Origin of the sequence: Haoranjiania flava (genome assembly GCF_025631005.1) — a bacterium.
GTDB classification, from domain to species: domain Bacteria; phylum Bacteroidota; class Bacteroidia; order Chitinophagales; family Chitinophagaceae; genus Haoranjiania; species Haoranjiania flava.
This window is the reverse complement of record NZ_JAOTPL010000006.1, coordinates 37,823-56,166: the sequence shown is the minus strand read 5'-3', so window position 1 is coordinate 56,166 and position 18,344 is coordinate 37,823. Positions and strand designations below refer to the sequence as shown.

The following is an 18,344-nucleotide window of genomic DNA, read 5'->3' as shown; positions in this document are numbered from 1 at the left end:
ACTTTAAGTATTAGTTTGTTTGTTTTGTATTATTTTTTTCTGTTTTGGTTTTGTTTTCAAATAAAATACGGTTAGCAGCAGAATAATTATCATCATATTGGCCATCCCTTACACTCCATAAGAATGCAACAAGAAAACCTCCTGCTACCACGATGCTTGCAATAATAAGTATAATGATAACGCCCATTAGTTAATTTCAGATGACAAAGATTTGACAATCTTTTTATTATAACAATATTTTGAGTTTAATTTTTTTATGATTAATATCATGTTTTTATTTCTGATATGCGTTTAAGCTTTTTTCAATAATATTTATACATTCTTCTATTTGTGCTTCTGTAATAACCAATGGTGGGGCAAACCTAATCTTATCGCCGTGTGTAGGTTTTGCCAATAAGCCATTTTCCCTGAACAACAGGCAGAGATTCCATGCAGCATTCTCGTCAGGATGTTGCACCTCAATAGCATTCAGCAGCCCTTTGCCGCGTACAGTTTTTATAAGCGGATGTTCTAATTCTACCAGCCTTCTTCTAAGCAATTGACCCATTTTTTCGGCGTTTTCTGCAAGGTTTTCATCTTTTAACACCTGTAAGGCTTCCATAGCTACTTTGCACGCAAGCGGATTTCCGCCGTAGGTAGAGCCATGCTCACCCGGCTGTATCGTCAGCATAACAGCGTCGTCTGCCAATACAGCGCTCACAGGCAAGGTGCCGCCGCTTAGCGCTTTCCCTAAGATCAGCACATCCGGTTTTACTTCCTCATGATCGCATGCCAGCATTCTGCCGGTTCTTGCCAGCCCGGTTTGTATCTCATCGGCAATCATCAGCACATTGTAGCGCGTGCAAAGCTCCCGAACGCTTTTTATGTATAGTTCATCGGGCACAATCACGCCCGCCTCGCCCTGTATGGGTTCAAATAAAAAGGCGGCTACATTTTCATTCTTAAAAGCTGTTTCCAGCGCGTCAAGGTCGTTGTAGGGCACTGTTTCATAGCCGGGTGTGAACGGCCCGAAATGTTCGGTGGCTTTATCATCGGAACTAAAGGAAACTACCGAAATGGTTCTTCCGTGAAAATTGTCTTCCGCAGTAATGATTCTGGCATTGTCTTCTTTAATGCCTTTTACTTTATAAGCCCATTTGCGGCAAAGTTTCAATGCTGTTTCCACTGCTTCAACGCCGGTATTCATCGGCAATACCTTGTCATAGCCGAAATAGGAGGTAATGTATGTTTCGTATTCACCTAAAACATTGTTGTAAAAAGCTCGGGAGGTTAATGTGAGTTTTTGAGCCTGTTCTACTAAAACCCTGATGATGCGCGGATGGCAATGTCCCTGGTTCAGCGCGGAATAGCCGCTGAGAAAGTCATAATACCTTTTGCCTTCCACGTCCCATACGTAAACCCCTTCTCCTTTTTCCAGCACAACAGGCAGCGGGTGGTAATTGTGGGCGCCGTATTTGTGTTCCAGGTCAATAAAATAGTCAGTTGTTGATGTATTCATAGTATTCACTCATTTAAATAATAAATAATTCACTGCCTTAAGAAATTATTTCTCAGTCAGTGAAAGAGCATATCTAAATTAAGGGAAAGAAAATTGCAATTCATTAACTGCAAATTAACTAAATAAAAATCAATTACGGAAGTATTGCAGTACAATTCTGTCCGTTAACACAGTGTATATATAATTAGGAACTGCACTGAAAAACATTACGCAACAGGGCTCCATCCTTATTCTCTTTCAATTGCGCGGAGCCATCTTTCAGGGATCTCATCCTGTGAAGCCAGGTGATAATCGGTATAGCTGCATGCAATATATTTGCCATTCGGCAACTGCATCCACCAGCGGCCGGTCTTTTTGCTTTGCAGGAATACGGTCTGCACTTCTGAAAATGCCAGGTGGTATTCATTGTAGTTTTCCGGATCGTTAAAAGGCGCTTCCTGCTGTGATTTATAAATACCGTCTAAAAAATACCAGAGGCAATGGCTGAGCTGCTTGGCAGTAAGCTCATCCCTGTCAGTTTTATAATCGTAACCATAGATGCCAAGTGTTTCCACGGTGTTGCTAAGCCCTGCATATTTAAACAGGCTGCACATTTCTTCGCCATTAAAACCATTGGGAGTGAGCTTGTTGGCCGGGGCATAAGCGCTGGCAAACGCTGAAATATCAACTGATACCATGTGGCTGTTCCTGAAGATGGGCTCAACCTCTTCAATCTGTTCCTTCACCCTGCCTACACGGAAGCAGTCAAAGCGCAGCTTATCGATAGTTTCCAGCATATCGGGCTGTACAAAATAGCTTTGAAAGCCTATGTGGTTGTAATGTTTTATGAAATTGGGGTTTTGGGTAAAAAGCTGCAGCAGGAAAGATTCGTCGTAGCGCGCTGTATCTTTATCCAGGTCTATTTTAGCATCGATACACACAATTTCATGCAGGCGGTTCTGATCGCGGAAAGCATTGGACTGCGCTTGTGTAATGTCGTGTGAGCCTCCGATGAGCAATACTTTTTTGCCGATAGCTGAAACTTCACTTAAAACAGCCTGTACGGCGCTAAGCGAATCAGCAATTTTATTACCGGTTTTTATATTGCCTATATCGGCTATGTGCACATTTTTGTGCCAGTGAAAAAGGGAATAGAAATGTTTTCTTACGGCGTTGGCTGCGTCAAAACCCGGTTTGGGATTACCACTGCCACGGTATTCGCCACAGCCGGCAATGATCACATCTGCTTCTGTAAGGTCGGGAAAATATTCCTGGTATATATCAACCTTGCTGCCTAATTGCGTAGGCCTGAAGCCTTCATCTTCTGAAATCTGGTGGAGGTTTACCGGCTCTAAAAAATCAATGATGGAATCAATCTGCATGTGCTACTAATTTCGGCAAAAGTAAGGCTTAAATGCGTTGAATTGTGTCAGCCGCCGGTATCTTTTTAAAAGTGAAATTGATATACAGAGTTTACAGCAGCAGCTACTTTATTTTATTGCCAGTGATTCTTTGTCTCTGCTTCCATCCCAAATGCTTAATACTTTTATATACGTTTAATTATATTGGTAAAAAAGTAATAATCCCTCATGATCTTAACCCTGATATTTTCAAATTTTGTTATCCTGCTACTGAAGGGTTGGCAGCTATTGTGTACAAAGATTATATAATGAGCAAGTTTATTGCGTTCAAGCCAATATTCCAGATATCTTCAGTGTTTGGTGTTGCCGTCCACGCTATCTTTCTTTTAGCCATGATTCAATTTTTCATTATTGTCCTGTTCTTCTTTCAGCAGCTTATCATTTTGGGCATGGATAATTCTTTCTTTTTGAGCAGGACTTAGTTCTTAATAATGCTTATCCTGCTCAAAATCCCAAATGTGTTAAAGTTCTTTATTATACGTACTTCTTTAAGATTGGTGATCCTGTACTGATATCCAACTTCAGTTGTACTGTATCTATACTTCTTAAATTGTTCAAATTAAATCTCAAAATCTATCAACTCTACATCAAAGATCAGCGTGCTGTTGGGCTGTATCTCAGCGCTTACGTGCCTTTCGCCATATGCCAGATGCGGCGGTATAAAAAACCGGAATTTGCTGCCCTTCGGCATAAGCTGCAGGCCCTCCGTCCAGCCTTTGATCACGCGGTTAAGCGGAAAGGTTGCCGGCACATTGCGTTTTACAGAGCTGTCGAATACCACACCGTTGATCGTAGTGCCATGATAATGACAGGTAACGGTGCTTTCAGCTGAAGGCTTTTCGCCTTCATTATATTGCAAAACCTCGTATTGCAATCCGGTGGAGGTTTCTATCACACCTGTTCTTTTTTTGTTTTCTTCCAGGAAAGCCTGCCCTTCCTGCAGGTTTTTAGCTGCTTTTTCCTTGTTGCGCTGAAATAGAATATCTGCTATGCTCATTTAATTTATATTTTTAGTTTCTTCCAGTTTCGCGGCCAGTTTTACGGCGTTGTATGCATTTACAATACCACCGGTCCTGCTCAATTGTTTTAAGGTTACCTTCTTTTCATCATTGCCCGGCATATTTACCTTTACGGTATCTGCAGGATAGAAAACCGATCTTTCTATTACATCCTTTACCTCCAGTGCAGTAAGTTTGGGAAAGTAGGAGCGTATAAGGGCTGCAATGCCTGCAACTACAGGCGATGCCATACTGGTACCGCTTTGAAAGCCCAGTGAATCTTTGCCGGGTAAAGTTGAATAGATCTTATAGCCCGGCGCAAATACATCTACATTCTTTACACCGTAATTGCTGAATACAGCTACCATATTGCCGCCATCTACCCGCGGGTCTGAGCTTGCGCCTACAGTAATGAGGTTGGCTGCTCTCTTATTGCCAAAAGCTTTCAGGTCTGCATTAGGAAAGTTGTCTACGGAATCAATATTCTTATTGTCGTTGCCTGCTGCATGCACCAGCAATACATCTTTTTGGGCAGCATAATTAAAAGCTGAGTCTACCCAGTATTTTTCCGGAGAAACTCTTTTGCCAAAGCTCATGTTGATAACCTTAGCGCCGTTGTTCACTGCATAGATAATGCTTAAGGCCACATCTTTGTCGTATTCATCACCATCGGGCACAGCGCGCAGCGTCATGATCCTGGCTTTGTCTGCAATCCCTTTAATGCCGAAATTATTATTCCTGTCGGCGGCTATAATGCCTGATACATGTGTGCCATGTTCAGCTTCTTCTGCCATCAGGTCGTTGTTGCCGTAGTACCTGTCCTGAAAATCCCGGTAGTTGTCTTTTACGATCTCATCTCGGTAGCGCGGGGGAGCAACGGTGTGGTTTTTAATCTCTTTTTCCAGCCTTTCTTTCTCACTTTTAAAATCGGCCAGTAATTGTTTATTGGTAAACTCTTCAGGAAGTTTAAACTGGTCAGTAAAGCTGAGGTAAGCGTTCTTCATCTGGAAGCCGGTCATATCCATAATGGCGGCTGCACGCAGGTCTTTTACACTAAACTCTTCTTTATTAAGCCTGTTCCTGAGAATGCTATCACCAAAATTCAGGCCTTCCATAGACTCTTTGAAGTTTTCAAGTATGCGCTCATTCTCTGCCACATTGTAGCCGCTGAATTTCTTGTAAGCAATTTTCCAGATTTCATATTCATGTGCTTCAGCCTGGCTTAGCTTTGATGAATCAATTGTTTTGCCCAGGTATTTATCTTTAAGCTGGTAATAAAGCCTGGTTTCCTCATCCACCTCTTTGTTTACATTGGTGCCATCGGCATTTCCCAGGAAATTCCAGCCGTGAATATCATCTACGTAACCGTTCCGGTCATCGTCTTTTTTGTTGCCTTTCTTTTCTTTCTTATTTACCCACAATATATTTTTTAGTTCCCTGTGTGCAGTGTCAATGCCTGAATCTACCACGCCTACCACTACTTCCACAGGCTTCCTGTTTTTCAGGAAATCATAAGCCTGGTCAAGGCTGATGCCGTAGAATGTATCTTTTTTGTAATCGAGCTGGTACCATCTCTGAAGCTGTGCCTCTGTCTGTGCGAAGGAATGTCCTGTAATAAAAATTCCGAGCAGAAGCACGGATAGTTTCTTGTAATTCATTTCAAACTTTTTATAAAGATGCAAATTTCGTTTTGATTTCCAATATTCGATGTGAATATCGTGGCTTAGTTGTATAGGTAATCAAAACTTTAACTTTTCCCCTTAGAAACATCATCCGGGTAAATTTGTCTATTTTTGTAAAAACTAACCCGGTTCATGAAGAAGTTTAAAGTACCCAATATATACAGAAGCCCGTTGATCTCGGCAATAAAAGAAAGAAGAAGAATAGAAGATAAGCTTAAGAAAGACTTTACACCAACGCTGCTTGATTTTGGTACAGTGCAAATATACCTTGCAAGGCATTTTGGTTTCTGCTACGGTGTGGAAAATGCTATTGAGATTGCTTTTGAAACCATTGAAAATAATGCGGGCAAGAACATTTATTTATTGAGCGAAATGATCCACAACCCGCAGGTAAACAAGGACCTGGAAGAAAGGGGCGTGCAATTTATCCAGGACACGTATGGCAGGCAGGTGATACCGTTTGAAAAAATTAACGGTGATGATATAGTGCTGATACCTGCATTCGGCACCACGCTTGAGATTGAGAAGGTACTGCAGGAAAAAGGAATACAGACGGAGAAATACAATACCACCTGCCCGTTTGTGGAAAAAGTATGGAACCGCAGCGCTCAGATCGCCGAAAAAGGCTACAGCATTATTGTGCATGGCAAGCCAAAGCATGAAGAAACGCGGGCTACTTTTTCACACGCATCTTCCAGCACACATACCATTGTGATCAATGATATGAAAGAAGCGGAAGCGCTGGCTGCTTACATTCGTAAAGAAAAACCTGCTGAGCAATTTTATACAGAATTTGCCGGGCGTTTTTCAGAAGGCTTTGATGTAGAAAAAGATCTGCAAAAGATAGGTGTAGTCAACCAGACTACACAGCTGGCCTCTGAAACGCAGGCTATATCTGACTTTTTTAAAGAAGAAATCAAAAAAATATACGGTAGCAATGAAGAAGAAGTGCGCAGGCATTTTGCCGACACCAGGGATACATTGTGCTATGCTACCAACGATAACCAGAATGCTGTACGCTCCATGCTGGAAACAGATGCCGACGTAGCGATTGTAGTTGGCGGGTACAACAGCAGCAATACTTCGCACCTCGTAGAGCTATGCGATGAAAGGATGCCTACATTTTTTATTAACGGAGAAGACAAGATCATTTCCAAAAGCGAGATCGTTACCTGCAACTGGAAGACGAAGGAGATAACACATCAGCACAATTTTCTGCCTGAAAAAGAGCTGCTGAAAATATTGGTGACCAGTGGTGCAAGCTGCCCGGACTCAATCGTAGAGCAGGTAATAAAAAAAATATTAAAGGTCTGCGGCCTGGAAGCCAGGTATGATGAGACCTTGGCGGCAACCGCAGAGCAGTATTAAAATCTATTCTTCCACATCATGCTTTCCACCGGCTTGTTGGGCTGGTGACTGTATTTGGCAGTTTGTTTCTGATTGTAGCGCACCTGTATTTCTCCTTCCACCGGAAAGTAGATCAGTTGGCCGATAGGCATGCCCCGGTAAACCCTTACCGGTTGTTTGCAGGATATTTCCAGTGTCCAGTTGCCGCAAAAACCTACATCGCCCTTGCCTGCTGTTGCGTGGATGTCAATACCCAGGCGGCCTGTAGAAGATTTGCCTTCCAGGAACGGTACGTGGGCATGTGTTTCTGTATATTCTAAAGTTACGCCAAGATAGAAATCATCGGGTTGTAAAACATACCCGTCTTCAGGGATTTCAAAGTACTCAATTTCGTTGTGTTTCCTGGCATCAAGCACGGCATCCTTATACTTCGCCATCGTAGATCCCAGGTGAACATCGTAGCTGTTGCTCCCGAGGCAGTCCCTGTTGTAGGGTTCAATCTTAATGGTTCCTTTCTCAATCTCTTCCAGGATCCTTCTGTCAGATAATATCATTTTTTTAAGTTGATATGTTTTACTTTTGTGCTTGCAAAAATACTGGTTTAAACAATTCAATTCAGAAAAATTACATGCCTCTTTTCTTTCAAAAAAACATTTCAACCGATACAAAGCTTGCCATCTGGCATATACAGGAAGAGGAATGTTTTTTCACAGGGAAAGTTCTTTTGCAAAACAGAGTTTACCATCCTCATAAACGACTGCAGCACCTGGCAGGACGGTATTTGCTGAGCTTTCTGTTTCCTGAATTTCCGCATGACGAAATCCTGATCGCTGATACCCGCAAGCCTTACCTTAAAAGCGATGCATTTCATTTTTCCATTTCACATTGCGGCGACTATGCTGCGGCCATTGTGTCTCAGACAAACAGGGTAGGAATAGACATTGAAATGTTCAGGGACAAAGTATTGAAATTAAAACATAAGTTTTTAAATGAGGCAGAAGTGAGCTTTGTTGAATATAGTGAAGATGAGAAGAAAATGCTGACCACACTCTGGTCGGCCAAAGAATCTGTATTCAAATGGTGGAGCTACGGCGGTGTGGACTTTAGTGAACATATTTTAATCCAATCTTTTTTCCTGCAGCCGGAAGGCAGGTTTGACGCGGCTTTCAGCAAAGACGGTAAATATTTTCCCATGCAGATTAACTATAAACTATTTGAAGAATTGTCGCTGACATACGTGATCACGAATGGAAAACACCATTAAAAAAATCTCACAAGAACTGTGAGATTTTAAATGTAAGTGTGTTAGTAAGTAGGAAATTATTTTTTCCAATACAATATTAAAACTGTTTTTGTCTAACGCAAAATTTTTAGATAAAAAATTTATGCACATTTAAATAAAAAATGTGTATTACTATAATACAGGCAAGATGCTTACTGTATGATCATGCCAAGAATAAAATAAACTATATGGCTGTGATGCTGATGAATAAACAGTTACAGGCCATACATGCTTTTGTGGCGAAATGATTTTTCAATTCGTTTAAATCATTTATTTTTGAAAAAATATTTTTCATCGTTGTATGTTTTCAAGCATATTTCTGATAACAATAAAAGAAAAATTTATACAAATGAAATTTCCGCAACCTGAAACGTTAAGCCGCATTGCAGCATTGATCAATGCAGAGATTATTGGCGATGAGCAAGCTCAAGCTTTCGGTATTAATGAGATCCATAAGGTGGAACCGGGAGACCTGGTGTTTGTAGACCATCCGAAATATTACGATACCTGTTTGCAGAGCGAAGCTTCTCACATCATCATCAACTCTAAAGATGTTGCAGGCAGCGCTGGCAAAAATCTTTTGTACGTTGCTGATCCGTTTGAGGCATACCTTACGATTATCAATCATTTCAGGCCCTTCCAGGCTGCGGATAAGGCTATAAGCGATACCGCTGTTATAGGAAAAAATACGCTCATCATGCCGAATGTTTTTATTGGTAAAGATGTGGAGATCGGCGACAACTGTATCATTCATGCCAATGTATCTTTATTGGATGATACCAAGATCGGCAACAATGTGGTAATACAGGCAGGAACTACTGTCGGCAGCGATGCTTTTTATTACAACACCAAAAAAGACCGTGGTATATGGTATAAAAAAATGCAGAGCTGTGGCAATGTAGTTATTGAAGATGATGTTGAAATCGGCGCCGGCTGTACCATAGACCGCGGCGTGACTGCATCTACCTTTATCGGTGCAGGCACTAAGATAGACAACCTGGTGCACATCGGCCACGATACACAGGTAGGAAAAAACTGCCTCTTTGCTGCACAGGTGGGAATTGCTGGCGCCACAACCATTGAAGATGGGGTAGTCCTTTGGGGACAGGTAGGTGTAAGCAAAACACTCACGATCGGTAAAAACGCTGTGGTGCTCGCACAAAGCGGGGTGCCATCTTCACTTGAAGGTGATAAGGTTTACTTTGGCTATCCTGCCATCGATGCTGCTGAAAAAAGGCGCGAACTGGTATGGATCAAAAGAATACCGCAGTTGTGGAAAAAAGTGTTTGACCAATAAACCGTAAATTTTGAAGAAGCCTTTGTTTGCATTTCTGCCTTTCCTGTTGTGGATAGTTGTGATCTTTGTTTTGCTGATAATGCCTGCACGTGGCAATGCGCCTGTATTTCATATTCCACACCTGGATAAGTTGGCGCATGCTTTCGTATTCTGCGTCATGGTTTTTCTCTTTGGCTGGCCTTACAGGCATCAGTTGTTCAAAAGAAATTCACTGAAAATATTCATCGTTGCATTGCTTGCATGTGTGTATGGCATTGCTATGGAGTTTGTACAGAAATATGCATTGACCTATCCGCGCAGCTATGATGAGTGGGATATGCTGGCAGATTGTATCGGTGCTTTTGCAGGCTTTTTCGCGATAAGGAAAGTGATACTTTATTTTAATGAACGTGAGGTTTTCAAAAGAGAAAATTTCAGTTAACTTCGCAAAAAATAATATTTTGAAAGGAAGACATATTGCATTGATCGTAGTGCTGCTGCTTGTATTGGACCAGGTATTCAAGTTTTACATAAAGCTGAATTATCATTTAGGAGAAGAGCACAATATTATCGGCAACTGGTTCAGGCTCAATTTTGTTGAGAACCCCGGAATGGCGTGGGGATGGCAGTTTGGCGGAGGCATTGGTAAAATGTTGCTGACCCTGTTCCGCTTAGGCGCTGTGATCTGGGGTATATTTTACATACGAAAGATCAGCAGAAAAAAACTGCACCCAGGCTTTGTGCTGTGTGTAAGCCTGATCTTTGCAGGCGCAGCCGGCAACCTCATAGACAGTATGTTTTACGGAATGATCTTCGATAAGGGCCTGGTCTTTGATCCGGCACTGAAAGTGTGGACAGATTATGAAGGCGTCGCGGCTTTGTCTACGCCCGGCTACTCATCTTTTTTGCACGGCGTGGTTGTTGATATGCTGTACTTCCCCATTATTCAGCATTACCGGTTGCCTGCATGGATACCGTTCTGGGGCGGAGAAACGGTAAACTTCTTTCAATATATTTTTAACCTGGCAGATGCGTACATCTCTGTAGGCGTAATAGCTTTGCTGATCTGGCAAAAGAAATTCTTTCCTGAAAAAGATTCAGCGGAAGCGAATAATAAAACGATATAACCATGAACATTTTTTGTATCGGGCGCAATTATGTAGCACATGCCAAAGAGCTCAACAGCGAGGTGCCTAAAGAGCCTGTAGTGTTTATGAAGCCTGCCACATCGTTGTCAAAATTTGAATATCCTGCATTTTCAGAAGATGTGCATTACGAGTGCGAATTGGTTTTTCATATCTGCAAAGAAGGGAAGAACATACCTGAGGAAGACGCAAAACATTATTACGATAAGATCACCGTTGGCCTGGATTTTACTGCCAGGGACTTGCAGGACAAGCTTAAAGACAAAGGTCTTCCCTGGGAAAAATGTAAGGGCTTTGACGGGTCAGCATTTATAGCCGGGTGGATTGATGTCAATGACATTCAAAACCGCGCTGATATTGAGTTTCAGTTATATAAAAATGATAACCTGGTACAACAGGGTTTTTCTCAAGACATGATCTTCTCCATAGAACAGCTTATTGCACATATTTCTCAATACTTCAGGTTGCATCCCGGAGACGTAGTGTTTACAGGTACTCCCGAAGGTGTCGGCCCTGTAGTACCGGGAGATATACTGAGAGGAACTTTGGAAAACAGGGAGATGTTCCGTCTGGTAATTTAGCCTTGCATCTTTCAAAAGCGACATATAAAACGCGATTAATAGTTTCAGCATTTTACTTTTTACTTTTTATTTACAATTAGCTATTTTCTTATAGCGTACTTTTGTTGACAAATTTGTTTAACAAAATTGTCAAAACTATATTGGAAAAGACCACTGCTACAGAACAACACATTAAAGAAACTGCGAAGAAGTTGTTTTTTGTTGACGGCCATCTCAATGCCACGACTCAGGAGATAGCCGATGCTGCTAATGTAAACCGTACACTTTTAAATTACTATTTCAGGTCACGCGATGCATTGTTTGAAAAAGTTTTCCAGGAAGCTATACAGGAAAAGTTCGACGGTATGAAAATGGCTTTTGAGTCTTTGATGCCTTTTAGGCAAAAGGTAGAGCGCATCATTGATATAGTTTCAGATTATCTGAATAAATACCCTTATGCGGAAATCTTTTTTATTTCAGAGTTGAATAAAAAAGATGCTCGGGTTGACTGGTGTATAAAAAGGCCTTTACAGCCTTATCTCAAAGATTTTATCAAAGAAATACAGGTAGAAATACAGAAAAAAAATGTCAGGTGCAAAGAACCGCGCATTTTCCTGCTAACCATTTTTTCGCTCCTTTCTTACCCGGTGATTGTGAAAAACCTGTATATAAATTTATATGAACTGAGCCATAAAGATTTTACAGAGATCGCCAAAAACCGGAAAAATTACATACTTAGTTTACTATTTAATAATTAGCTGATACATGAATAACCATAAAGATTAAGCATCTATACTAACCGTGAATGAATATTGAATCTAAAAAAAATGGTTATTCCATGTGGCAACTAAAAAAACAAATAAATATATACACATGAAATAGCCATAAGCAAAGTTGCATACCAACCACGAATGAATAAAAGCTATTCCATGCGACCATTAAAAACAGCCGCAAAGCGGCGACTAAAAATTATACACATGAAATAACCATAAAGATTAAGAATCTATACCAACCGGGAATGATAATAAAGTATTAAGGTTTTGGTTATTCCGTGTGGCAAACAGAAAAAAATTAAATATTAACACATGAAATAACCATAAAGATTAGGAATCTATACCAACCGGGAATGATAATAAAGAATTAAGGTTTTGGTTATTCCATGTGGCAACTGAAAAAACAAATAACTATATACACATGAAATAGCCATAAGCAAAGTTGCATACCAACCGTGAATGAATAAAGGCTATTCCATGCGACCATTAAAAACAGCCGCAAAGCGGCGCACTAAATATATACACATGAAAAATATGCTGAATTATACATATTTGCTTATAAGTGCTGTGCTTCTCCTTGCATCTTGTAAACAAGATAAAAAAAATGAAAAAGGAGCAGCAAGGGTGCTTCCCTATAACTATATAGAGGCATCGCGGCAGGTAGCCACAATTTACAATGATTACCCTGCACGACTGGAAGGCATGCAAAATATAGATATACGGCCTATGGTAGACGGCTACATTCAGGCCGTGTATGTAGATGAAGGAGATGTAGTGAATAAGGGAAAATTAATGTTTAAAATAAATAATCCTCAATACGCACAAACTCTTAGGAGCGCAGAGGCAGCGCTCAGAAGCGCTCAGACGAATATTGATAATGCCCGGATGCAGGTTACCAAGGTAAAGCCGTTGGTTGAGAAAGATATTATCAGCGCCTATGAACTGGAGGCTGCAGAGCTTAATTTAAGATCTGCACAGGCTGCTTATGCACAGGCTCAGGCAGCAGTGTCAAATGCACGCATCAATGTAGGCTATACCAATGTATATGCGCCTGTAAGCGGGGTAGTGGGTACGCTGCCTTACCGTGTCGGAAGCTATGTAAACAGCTCAACCCCGCAGCCATTGACTACGGTTTCGAGCATTGGAAATGTGTATGCCTACTTCTCCATTAATGAAAAGGAACAATTACAATTTTTTAAAAATACGCAGGGCGCTACCGCCGGCCAGAAACTTACGAATCTTCCCGCTGTTACACTGATTTTATCAGACGGCAGCGAATACGGCCAGAAAGGAAAAGTACAGTCTATGAGCGGCCTGGCGGATCCGCAGACAGGATCATTCAACATGCGCGCAACGTTTCCCAACCCAACAGGCCTGCTGAGAAGCGGGGTGAGCGCTACAGTACGCATTCCTAACAGGGTATACGACGCTATATTGATACCGCAGGCAGCTACATTTGACATACAGGGGAGGAAATTTGTTTACCTCATAAAACCGGACAGCACCGTAAACTCTGCACCGGTTGAAGTTACCGACTTAAAAGACGGTAAAACCTATATTGCAGACAAAGGCCTGCAGCCGGGCGACAGGATCGTGGTGGAAGGCGTGAGCATTCTAAAAGACAGCACAAAAATTTCTCCCACGAAAACCACACTGGAAATCGTAACGCGGCCTGAAATGCTTGAGAATACAAATTAAGAAGAAGTATGTTTAAAAAATTTATAGAACGTCCCGTATTATCAACAGTCATCTCCATCATCATTGTGATATTGGGCATCCTCGGTATGCTTACCCTTCCGGTAGCACAGTACCCGGAGATTGCTCCGCCAACAGTAATGGTGTCTGCCAATTACCAGGGAGCAAATGCAGAAACGGTTTTAAACAGTGTGATCATTCCACTGGAAGAGCAAATCAACGGGGTAGAAGGCATGAGCTACATGACGTCTTCTGCTACAAATGACGGCCGGGGATCCATTACCATTTATTTTAAATTAGGTACCGATCCTGACCTGGCAGCGGTAAATGTACAGAACCGCGTATCCTCCGCATCCAGCCAGTTGCCGCGCGAAGTAACACAGGCAGGCGTGAGCACCAGGAAAAGACAAACCAGCAATGTGCTCATCTTTTCAATCTACAGCGAGAATCCTGCGTATGACCAGACCTTCATCCAGAATTATTCAGAAATAAATATTGTGCCCAGCATTAAACGTGTTAACGGGGTGGGGGATGCTACGGCGTTCGGTACAAAGGAGTATGCGATCAGGATATGGCTCAACCCCGCTCAAATGGCGGCTTACCAGTTAATGCCCGCAGATATCGGAACGGTACTTTCTGAGCAAAATATTGAAGCTGCTCCGGGACAGGTGGGTGAGCGCGGCGAGCAATCTTTTGAATACCCGTTAAGATATAAAGGGAGGCTGAAAACCGTTGAAGAGTTTGAAAACATTATCATCAAAGCTACGGAAGACGGCAGGATGCTTACACTCAAAGATGTGGCAAAAGTAGAATTGGGCGCCATGAACTATACGGGAAATTCTACTTTGAATGGACTGCCTTCTGTAGGCATTGCGGTAAACCAGACCGCTGGCTCGAATGCGCAGGAAGTGATAGAAGGTACGCTGGCGGTGCTGGAACAAGCATCTAAAAGTTTCCCTGCCGGCCTTAAATACACAACCATGATCAATGCCAATGAATTTTTGTCGGCATCTATTTCAAAAGTTATCACCACGTTGATAGAAGCGTTCATCCTGGTGTTTATTGTGGTATTTATTTTCCTGCAGGACTGGCGATCTACGCTGATCCCGGCGATTGCCGTGCCGGTAGCGATCATTGGTACTTTTTTCTTTTTAAATCTATTTGGTTTCACCATCAATCTGCTCACACTGTTTGCGCTGGTACTTGCCGTAGGCATTGTAGTGGATGATGCTATAGTCGTCGTTGAGGCTGTACACGCCAAGCTGGATTCGGGAGCAAAAAGCGCTAAGAAAGCATCTGTGCGTGCCATGGATGAAATCGGGGGAGCTATCGTCAGCATTACACTGGTGATGTCGGCTGTGTTTATACCTGTAAGTTTCATAAGCGGTTCAGCCGGGGTGTTTTATAAACAGTTTGGCCTTACGCTGGCCATTGCCATTGTTATTTCCGCGATCAACGCGCTAACACTGAGCCCTGCGCTGTGTGCCATCTTTCTGAAGCCCCATCCTAAACATACCGATGAAAATATCTTGCTTGTTGAAAAAAAAGACGGCACATTCGGCAGGAGAAAAAACAATCTGCTAAACCGGTTTTTCATTGCTTTTGACACAGCTTTTACGGCAGGCGCCAACAAATACAAGCGCATTATTGCCTTTCTCATGGGCAGAAAATGGATAACATTTGCAGCCATTGTTTTATTCAGTATACTGATGGGGGTATTGATGAAAACTTCTCAAAAAGCATTTGTGCCAAATGAAGATATGGGCACTATCATGGCAGATATCTCTCTGCCGTTAGGCGCATCGGAAGAGAGGACACGTGTGGTTCTGAGTGAGGTGGAAAAAATTGTGCAAACCATTCCCGAAGTACAAAGTGTACTAAAAAACTCCGGCAGGGGCATGATCAGCGGTACCGGCAGCAACTATGGCATGCTCATCATTAAATTGAAACCCTGGAATGAGCGCAAGCAAAATGGCCAGGATGTACAATCCATCATATCATCATTGTTTGTCAATACTTCCGGTATCAAAGATGGTAAAGTGGTATTTTTTGCACCGCCTACGATCCAGGGATTTGGTATGTCCGGCGGTTTCCAGATGCAGTTGCAGGACAGAAGCGGTGGCAGCATTCAGGATATGGATAAAGTAGCCAGAGACTTTCTTACCGAGCTGAATAAACGGCCGGAGATACAATATGCTACCACATCATTCAATCCTAACTTTCCGCAATACCGCATAGATATTGACGTGCCGAAGGCCAAGGCTGCCGGATATTCTGTAAACGCCATACTCAGCGCTATACAGGGATATTACGGAGGCTTCTATGCTTCTAACGTAAACCTGTTTGGTAAAATGTACCGGGTAATGTACCAGGCATCTCCGGAGTACAGGAACAACATAGGAAGCCTGAACCAGGTATATGTGCGCAACGACCGCGGCAGCATGGCGCCTTTATCTACCTTCGTTAGCATGGAAAGAGTTTATGGCCCGCAGACCATCGAGCGGTTTAATTTGTTTACTGCAGTATCTATAACCGGTGCACCTGAAAAGGGCTACAGCTCCGGTAATGCCATCACTGCCGTGCAGGAGACAGCCCAAAGATTTCTTCCTACAGGCTATGGCTATGAATTTTCAGGAATGACCAGAGAAGAGCAGAGCGCCGGTTCCCAGACCGTATTTATTTTCCTGTTGTGCCTGGTTTTTGTGTATTTCCTACTTGCAGCACAGTATGAGAGCTACATCCTGCCAATGGCGGTATTGTTGTCATTGCCTATCGGGCTTGCAGGGGTGTACATATTCACCGGCATTTTTGGCGTAACGGATAATATTTATGTACAGATCTCTCTTATTATGCTCATTGGCTTGCTCGCTAAGAATGCCATCCTAATTGTAGAGTACGGGATACAAAGACGTCGTTCAGGTATGAGCCTTGCCCAGTCTGGCGTTTCAGCGGCACTGGCGCGTTTAAGGCCGATATTGATGACTTCATTTGCCCTTATTTTCGGACTGATACCTTTAGCGCTTTCGCAGGGAGCAGGCGCTGTGGGCAACAGGTCAATTGGCATCGGCGCAATAGGAGGAATGTTTATCGGTACGATGATCGGCGTGTTTGTAATACCCATTTTGTTTGTAGTATTTCAGGGCATACAGGAACATTTTTCCGGTGTACCTGTGGTTAAAAGAAAAAGAAAAGATTTGGATGATGAAATGCATCAGCCATCCTTGTAATTGCATTACTATTTTTTAATAATATAATGAAGAAGAAGAATTTTAAAATATACATAGCTGTTTTTAGCATTACACTTTTACTGGTTTCCTGTAAGGTTACACAAACTTACACGCCGCCTGAAGTAAAGCAGGAGCTGCAATACGAACTTTACAGGGATGTAAGCACCAACGACACGACCACTTTAGCACATCTTCCCTGGCAGCAATTGTTTACAGATGCTGCTTTGCAGGCCCTCATTCATAAAGCGCTTGCGAATAATTTTGATCTGAAGATTGCTGTAGAACGCATTAATGAAGCAACTGCTTTATACAGGCAGAGTGGCCTTGCTTTCCTGCCTTCATTAAATGGCAGCCTGAGCGCAGGTGTAAACCGATCAAGCCGTTCCAATACAAATGCAGCAGGGTTTGACATCAACACCACAAATACTCCGGTGCAATTAGGTGTAAACGCTTCCTGGGAAATAGATATCTGGGGTAAATTAAAAAGCGCAGAACAGGCTGCTCTGGCAAGGTTGCTGCAAACCGATGCAGCGAAGCGGGCGGTTCAGACGCAGATTATTGCCAACATGGCCTCGTTTTATTACCGGTTGCTGGCATTAGACCAAAACCTCGCAATTACAGAAGCTGCCATTGCTATCCGGCAGGAAGATGTGCAAACCATGAAGGCGCTTAAAGAAGCTGCAATAGTTACAGGTGCAGCAGTTGTGCAAAGTGAAGCCAGCCTGTATGCGGCACAGGTAAGTCTTCCTGACATAAGACGATCTATCCGCGAAATAGAAAATATGATGAGTATATTGGCAGGCGAGGCACCTGAAACCATCGCCCGCAGTAGCTTAGATGCCCAAAAAATAATAACGGATCTGAAGACCGGTGTGCCATTGCAGCTATTAAGCAACCGGCCTGATGTGCAGGTGGCTGAATTTGCTTTCAGGACTGCCTTTGAAAACGCCAACATTGCCCGTGCGAGTTTTTATCCCAACCTCAACATCACCGCAGCGCTGGGAATTTCTTCCCTGCGTTTTGAAAACCTGTTTAAAAACTCGCCATTGTTTTACAACATCGGCGGCAATCTTACACAGGTTATTTTCAACAGAGGTGCGCTGAAGACACAGCTCAAAGTAGCTGAATCGCAGCAACTGCAGGCATTGTACGCATTTCAACAAAGCTTTCTCAATGCCGGGAAAGAAGTATCAGATGCATTGTATGCTTATGAAACCGGTGTTGAAAAACAACAAACCAGGAGCTTGCAGATAGCCTCTTTGCAGAAAGCAGTAGAGTTCAATAAAGAACTGTTGAAATACAGCTCTGCCACCAACTACACCGATGTGCTGATGTCTGAGCAAAATTTATTGCAGGCGCAATTGGCTGCCGTTAACGACAAGCTGCAGCAGTTGCAGGCAGTGGTAGAACTTTACCAGGCGCTTGGCGGTGGAAGTAATTAGGAATGTTGATAATGATTAA

At 42.5% G+C, this 18,344-nt stretch carries 16 protein-coding genes; 10 read left to right on the top strand and 6 right to left on the bottom strand.

The window, feature by feature from the left end:
• Positions 1-10: 10 nt before the first annotated feature.
• From ccoS to OD355_RS05900, 5 genes are all read right to left on the bottom strand, one after another.
• The gene (gene ccoS / locus OD355_RS05920; protein WP_263037540.1) at positions 11-187 is read right to left on the bottom strand and encodes a cbb3-type cytochrome oxidase assembly protein CcoS; all 177 of its coding nucleotides are present in this window, start codon (positions 185-187) and stop codon (positions 11-13) included.
• An 87-nt stretch (positions 188-274) separates the two neighbouring features.
• Complete coding sequence (gene rocD, locus OD355_RS05915) at positions 275-1,498, bottom strand: ornithine--oxo-acid transaminase (protein WP_263037539.1); 1,224 nt, start codon at positions 1,496-1,498, stop codon at positions 275-277.
• Positions 1,499-1,725: 227 nt separating this feature from the next.
• Positions 1,726-2,859, bottom strand: a complete 1,134-nt coding sequence (locus OD355_RS05910; RefSeq protein WP_263037538.1) for an arginase family protein — start codon at positions 2,857-2,859, stop codon at positions 1,726-1,728.
• A gap of 598 nt (positions 2,860-3,457) precedes the next feature.
• A complete protein-coding gene (locus OD355_RS05905) occupies positions 3,458-3,895 on the bottom strand; it encodes an FKBP-type peptidyl-prolyl cis-trans isomerase (protein WP_263037537.1) in 438 nt (145 codons plus the stop codon).
• Positions 3,896-5,554, bottom strand: a complete 1,659-nt coding sequence (locus OD355_RS05900) for a S8 family serine peptidase (protein WP_263037536.1) — start codon at positions 5,552-5,554, stop codon at positions 3,896-3,898.
• Between the two features lie 156 nt (positions 5,555-5,710).
• On the opposite strand from OD355_RS05900, the gene OD355_RS05895 reads away from it, so the two are divergent.
• Positions 5,711-6,946: a 4-hydroxy-3-methylbut-2-enyl diphosphate reductase gene (locus OD355_RS05895; protein WP_263037535.1), complete on the top strand. Its 1,236-nt coding sequence runs from the start codon at positions 5,711-5,713 to the stop codon at positions 6,944-6,946.
• On the opposite strand, the gene dcd is transcribed toward OD355_RS05895, so the two are convergent.
• The gene (dcd, locus tag OD355_RS05890; protein WP_263037534.1) at positions 6,943-7,479 is read right to left on the bottom strand and encodes a dCTP deaminase; all 537 of its coding nucleotides are present in this window, start codon (positions 7,477-7,479) and stop codon (positions 6,943-6,945) included. The genes OD355_RS05895 and dcd overlap by 4 nt on opposite strands.
• 74 nt (positions 7,480-7,553) lie before the next feature.
• Between dcd and OD355_RS05885 the strand changes: the two genes are divergently transcribed.
• The 9 genes from OD355_RS05885 to OD355_RS05845 all read left to right on the top strand — a co-directional run bounded on the left by OD355_RS05885 (position 7,554) and on the right by OD355_RS05845 (position 18,325).
• Positions 7,554-8,189 carry a 4'-phosphopantetheinyl transferase family protein gene (locus OD355_RS05885; RefSeq protein ID WP_263037533.1) on the top strand — a complete coding sequence of 212 codons (636 nt, stop codon included), beginning with the start codon at positions 7,554-7,556 and terminating at the stop codon, positions 8,187-8,189.
• Positions 8,190-8,556: 367 nt separating this feature from the next.
• On the top strand, positions 8,557-9,504 hold the full coding sequence (locus tag OD355_RS05880; RefSeq protein WP_263037532.1) for a UDP-3-O-(3-hydroxymyristoyl)glucosamine N-acyltransferase: 948 nt from the start codon (positions 8,557-8,559) through the stop codon (positions 9,502-9,504).
• Positions 9,505-9,514: 10 nt separating this feature from the next.
• Complete coding sequence (locus tag OD355_RS05875; RefSeq protein ID WP_263037531.1) at positions 9,515-9,925, top strand: VanZ family protein; 411 nt, start codon at positions 9,515-9,517, stop codon at positions 9,923-9,925.
• A gap of 19 nt (positions 9,926-9,944) precedes the next feature.
• Entirely contained in the window at positions 9,945-10,610 is a 666-nt protein-coding gene (locus OD355_RS05870) for a lipoprotein signal peptidase (RefSeq protein WP_263037530.1), read from the top strand.
• A 2-nt stretch (positions 10,611-10,612) separates the two neighbouring features.
• Positions 10,613-11,209, top strand: coding sequence for a fumarylacetoacetate hydrolase family protein (locus tag OD355_RS05865; RefSeq protein WP_263037529.1), 597 nt, complete (start codon positions 10,613-10,615; stop codon positions 11,207-11,209).
• 140 nt (positions 11,210-11,349) lie between these two features.
• On the top strand, positions 11,350-11,946 hold the full coding sequence (locus OD355_RS05860) for a TetR/AcrR family transcriptional regulator (protein WP_263037528.1): 597 nt from the start codon (positions 11,350-11,352) through the stop codon (positions 11,944-11,946).
• Positions 11,947-12,486: 540 nt separating this feature from the next.
• Complete coding sequence (locus tag OD355_RS05855) at positions 12,487-13,659, top strand: efflux RND transporter periplasmic adaptor subunit (RefSeq protein WP_263037527.1); 1,173 nt, start codon at positions 12,487-12,489, stop codon at positions 13,657-13,659.
• A gap of 8 nt (positions 13,660-13,667) precedes the next feature.
• Positions 13,668-16,883 (top strand): efflux RND transporter permease subunit, encoded by a 3,216-nt coding sequence (locus OD355_RS05850; RefSeq protein ID WP_263037526.1) that lies wholly within the window; start codon positions 13,668-13,670, stop codon positions 16,881-16,883.
• A gap of 26 nt (positions 16,884-16,909) precedes the next feature.
• Positions 16,910-18,325: an efflux transporter outer membrane subunit gene (locus OD355_RS05845; protein ID WP_263037525.1), complete on the top strand. Its 1,416-nt coding sequence runs from the start codon at positions 16,910-16,912 to the stop codon at positions 18,323-18,325.
• The last annotated feature ends 19 nt before the right edge of the window (positions 18,326-18,344 follow it).

Coding starts and splice junctions, on each gene's coding strand:
- ccoS (WP_263037540.1), bottom strand. CDS start 187: ATGGGCGTTATCATTATACTTATTATTGCAAGCATCGTGGTAGCAGGA.
- rocD (WP_263037539.1), bottom strand. CDS start 1,498: ATGAATACATCAACAACTGACTATTTTATTGACCTGGAACACAAATAC.
- OD355_RS05910 (WP_263037538.1), bottom strand. CDS start 2,859: ATGCAGATTGATTCCATCATTGATTTTTTAGAGCCGGTAAACCTCCAC.
- OD355_RS05905 (WP_263037537.1), bottom strand. CDS start 3,895: ATGAGCATAGCAGATATTCTATTTCAGCGCAACAAGGAAAAAGCAGCT.
- OD355_RS05900 (WP_263037536.1), bottom strand. CDS start 5,554: ATGAATTACAAGAAACTATCCGTGCTTCTGCTCGGAATTTTTATTACA.
- OD355_RS05895 (WP_263037535.1), top strand. CDS start 5,711: ATGAAGAAGTTTAAAGTACCCAATATATACAGAAGCCCGTTGATCTCG.
- dcd (WP_263037534.1), bottom strand. CDS start 7,479: ATGATATTATCTGACAGAAGGATCCTGGAAGAGATTGAGAAAGGAACC.
- OD355_RS05885 (WP_263037533.1), top strand. CDS start 7,554: ATGCCTCTTTTCTTTCAAAAAAACATTTCAACCGATACAAAGCTTGCC.
- OD355_RS05880 (WP_263037532.1), top strand. CDS start 8,557: ATGAAATTTCCGCAACCTGAAACGTTAAGCCGCATTGCAGCATTGATC.
- OD355_RS05865 (WP_263037529.1), top strand. CDS start 10,613: ATGAACATTTTTTGTATCGGGCGCAATTATGTAGCACATGCCAAAGAG.
- OD355_RS05855 (WP_263037527.1), top strand. CDS start 12,487: ATGAAAAATATGCTGAATTATACATATTTGCTTATAAGTGCTGTGCTT.
- OD355_RS05850 (WP_263037526.1), top strand. CDS start 13,668: ATGTTTAAAAAATTTATAGAACGTCCCGTATTATCAACAGTCATCTCC.
- OD355_RS05845 (WP_263037525.1), top strand. CDS start 16,910: ATGAAGAAGAAGAATTTTAAAATATACATAGCTGTTTTTAGCATTACA.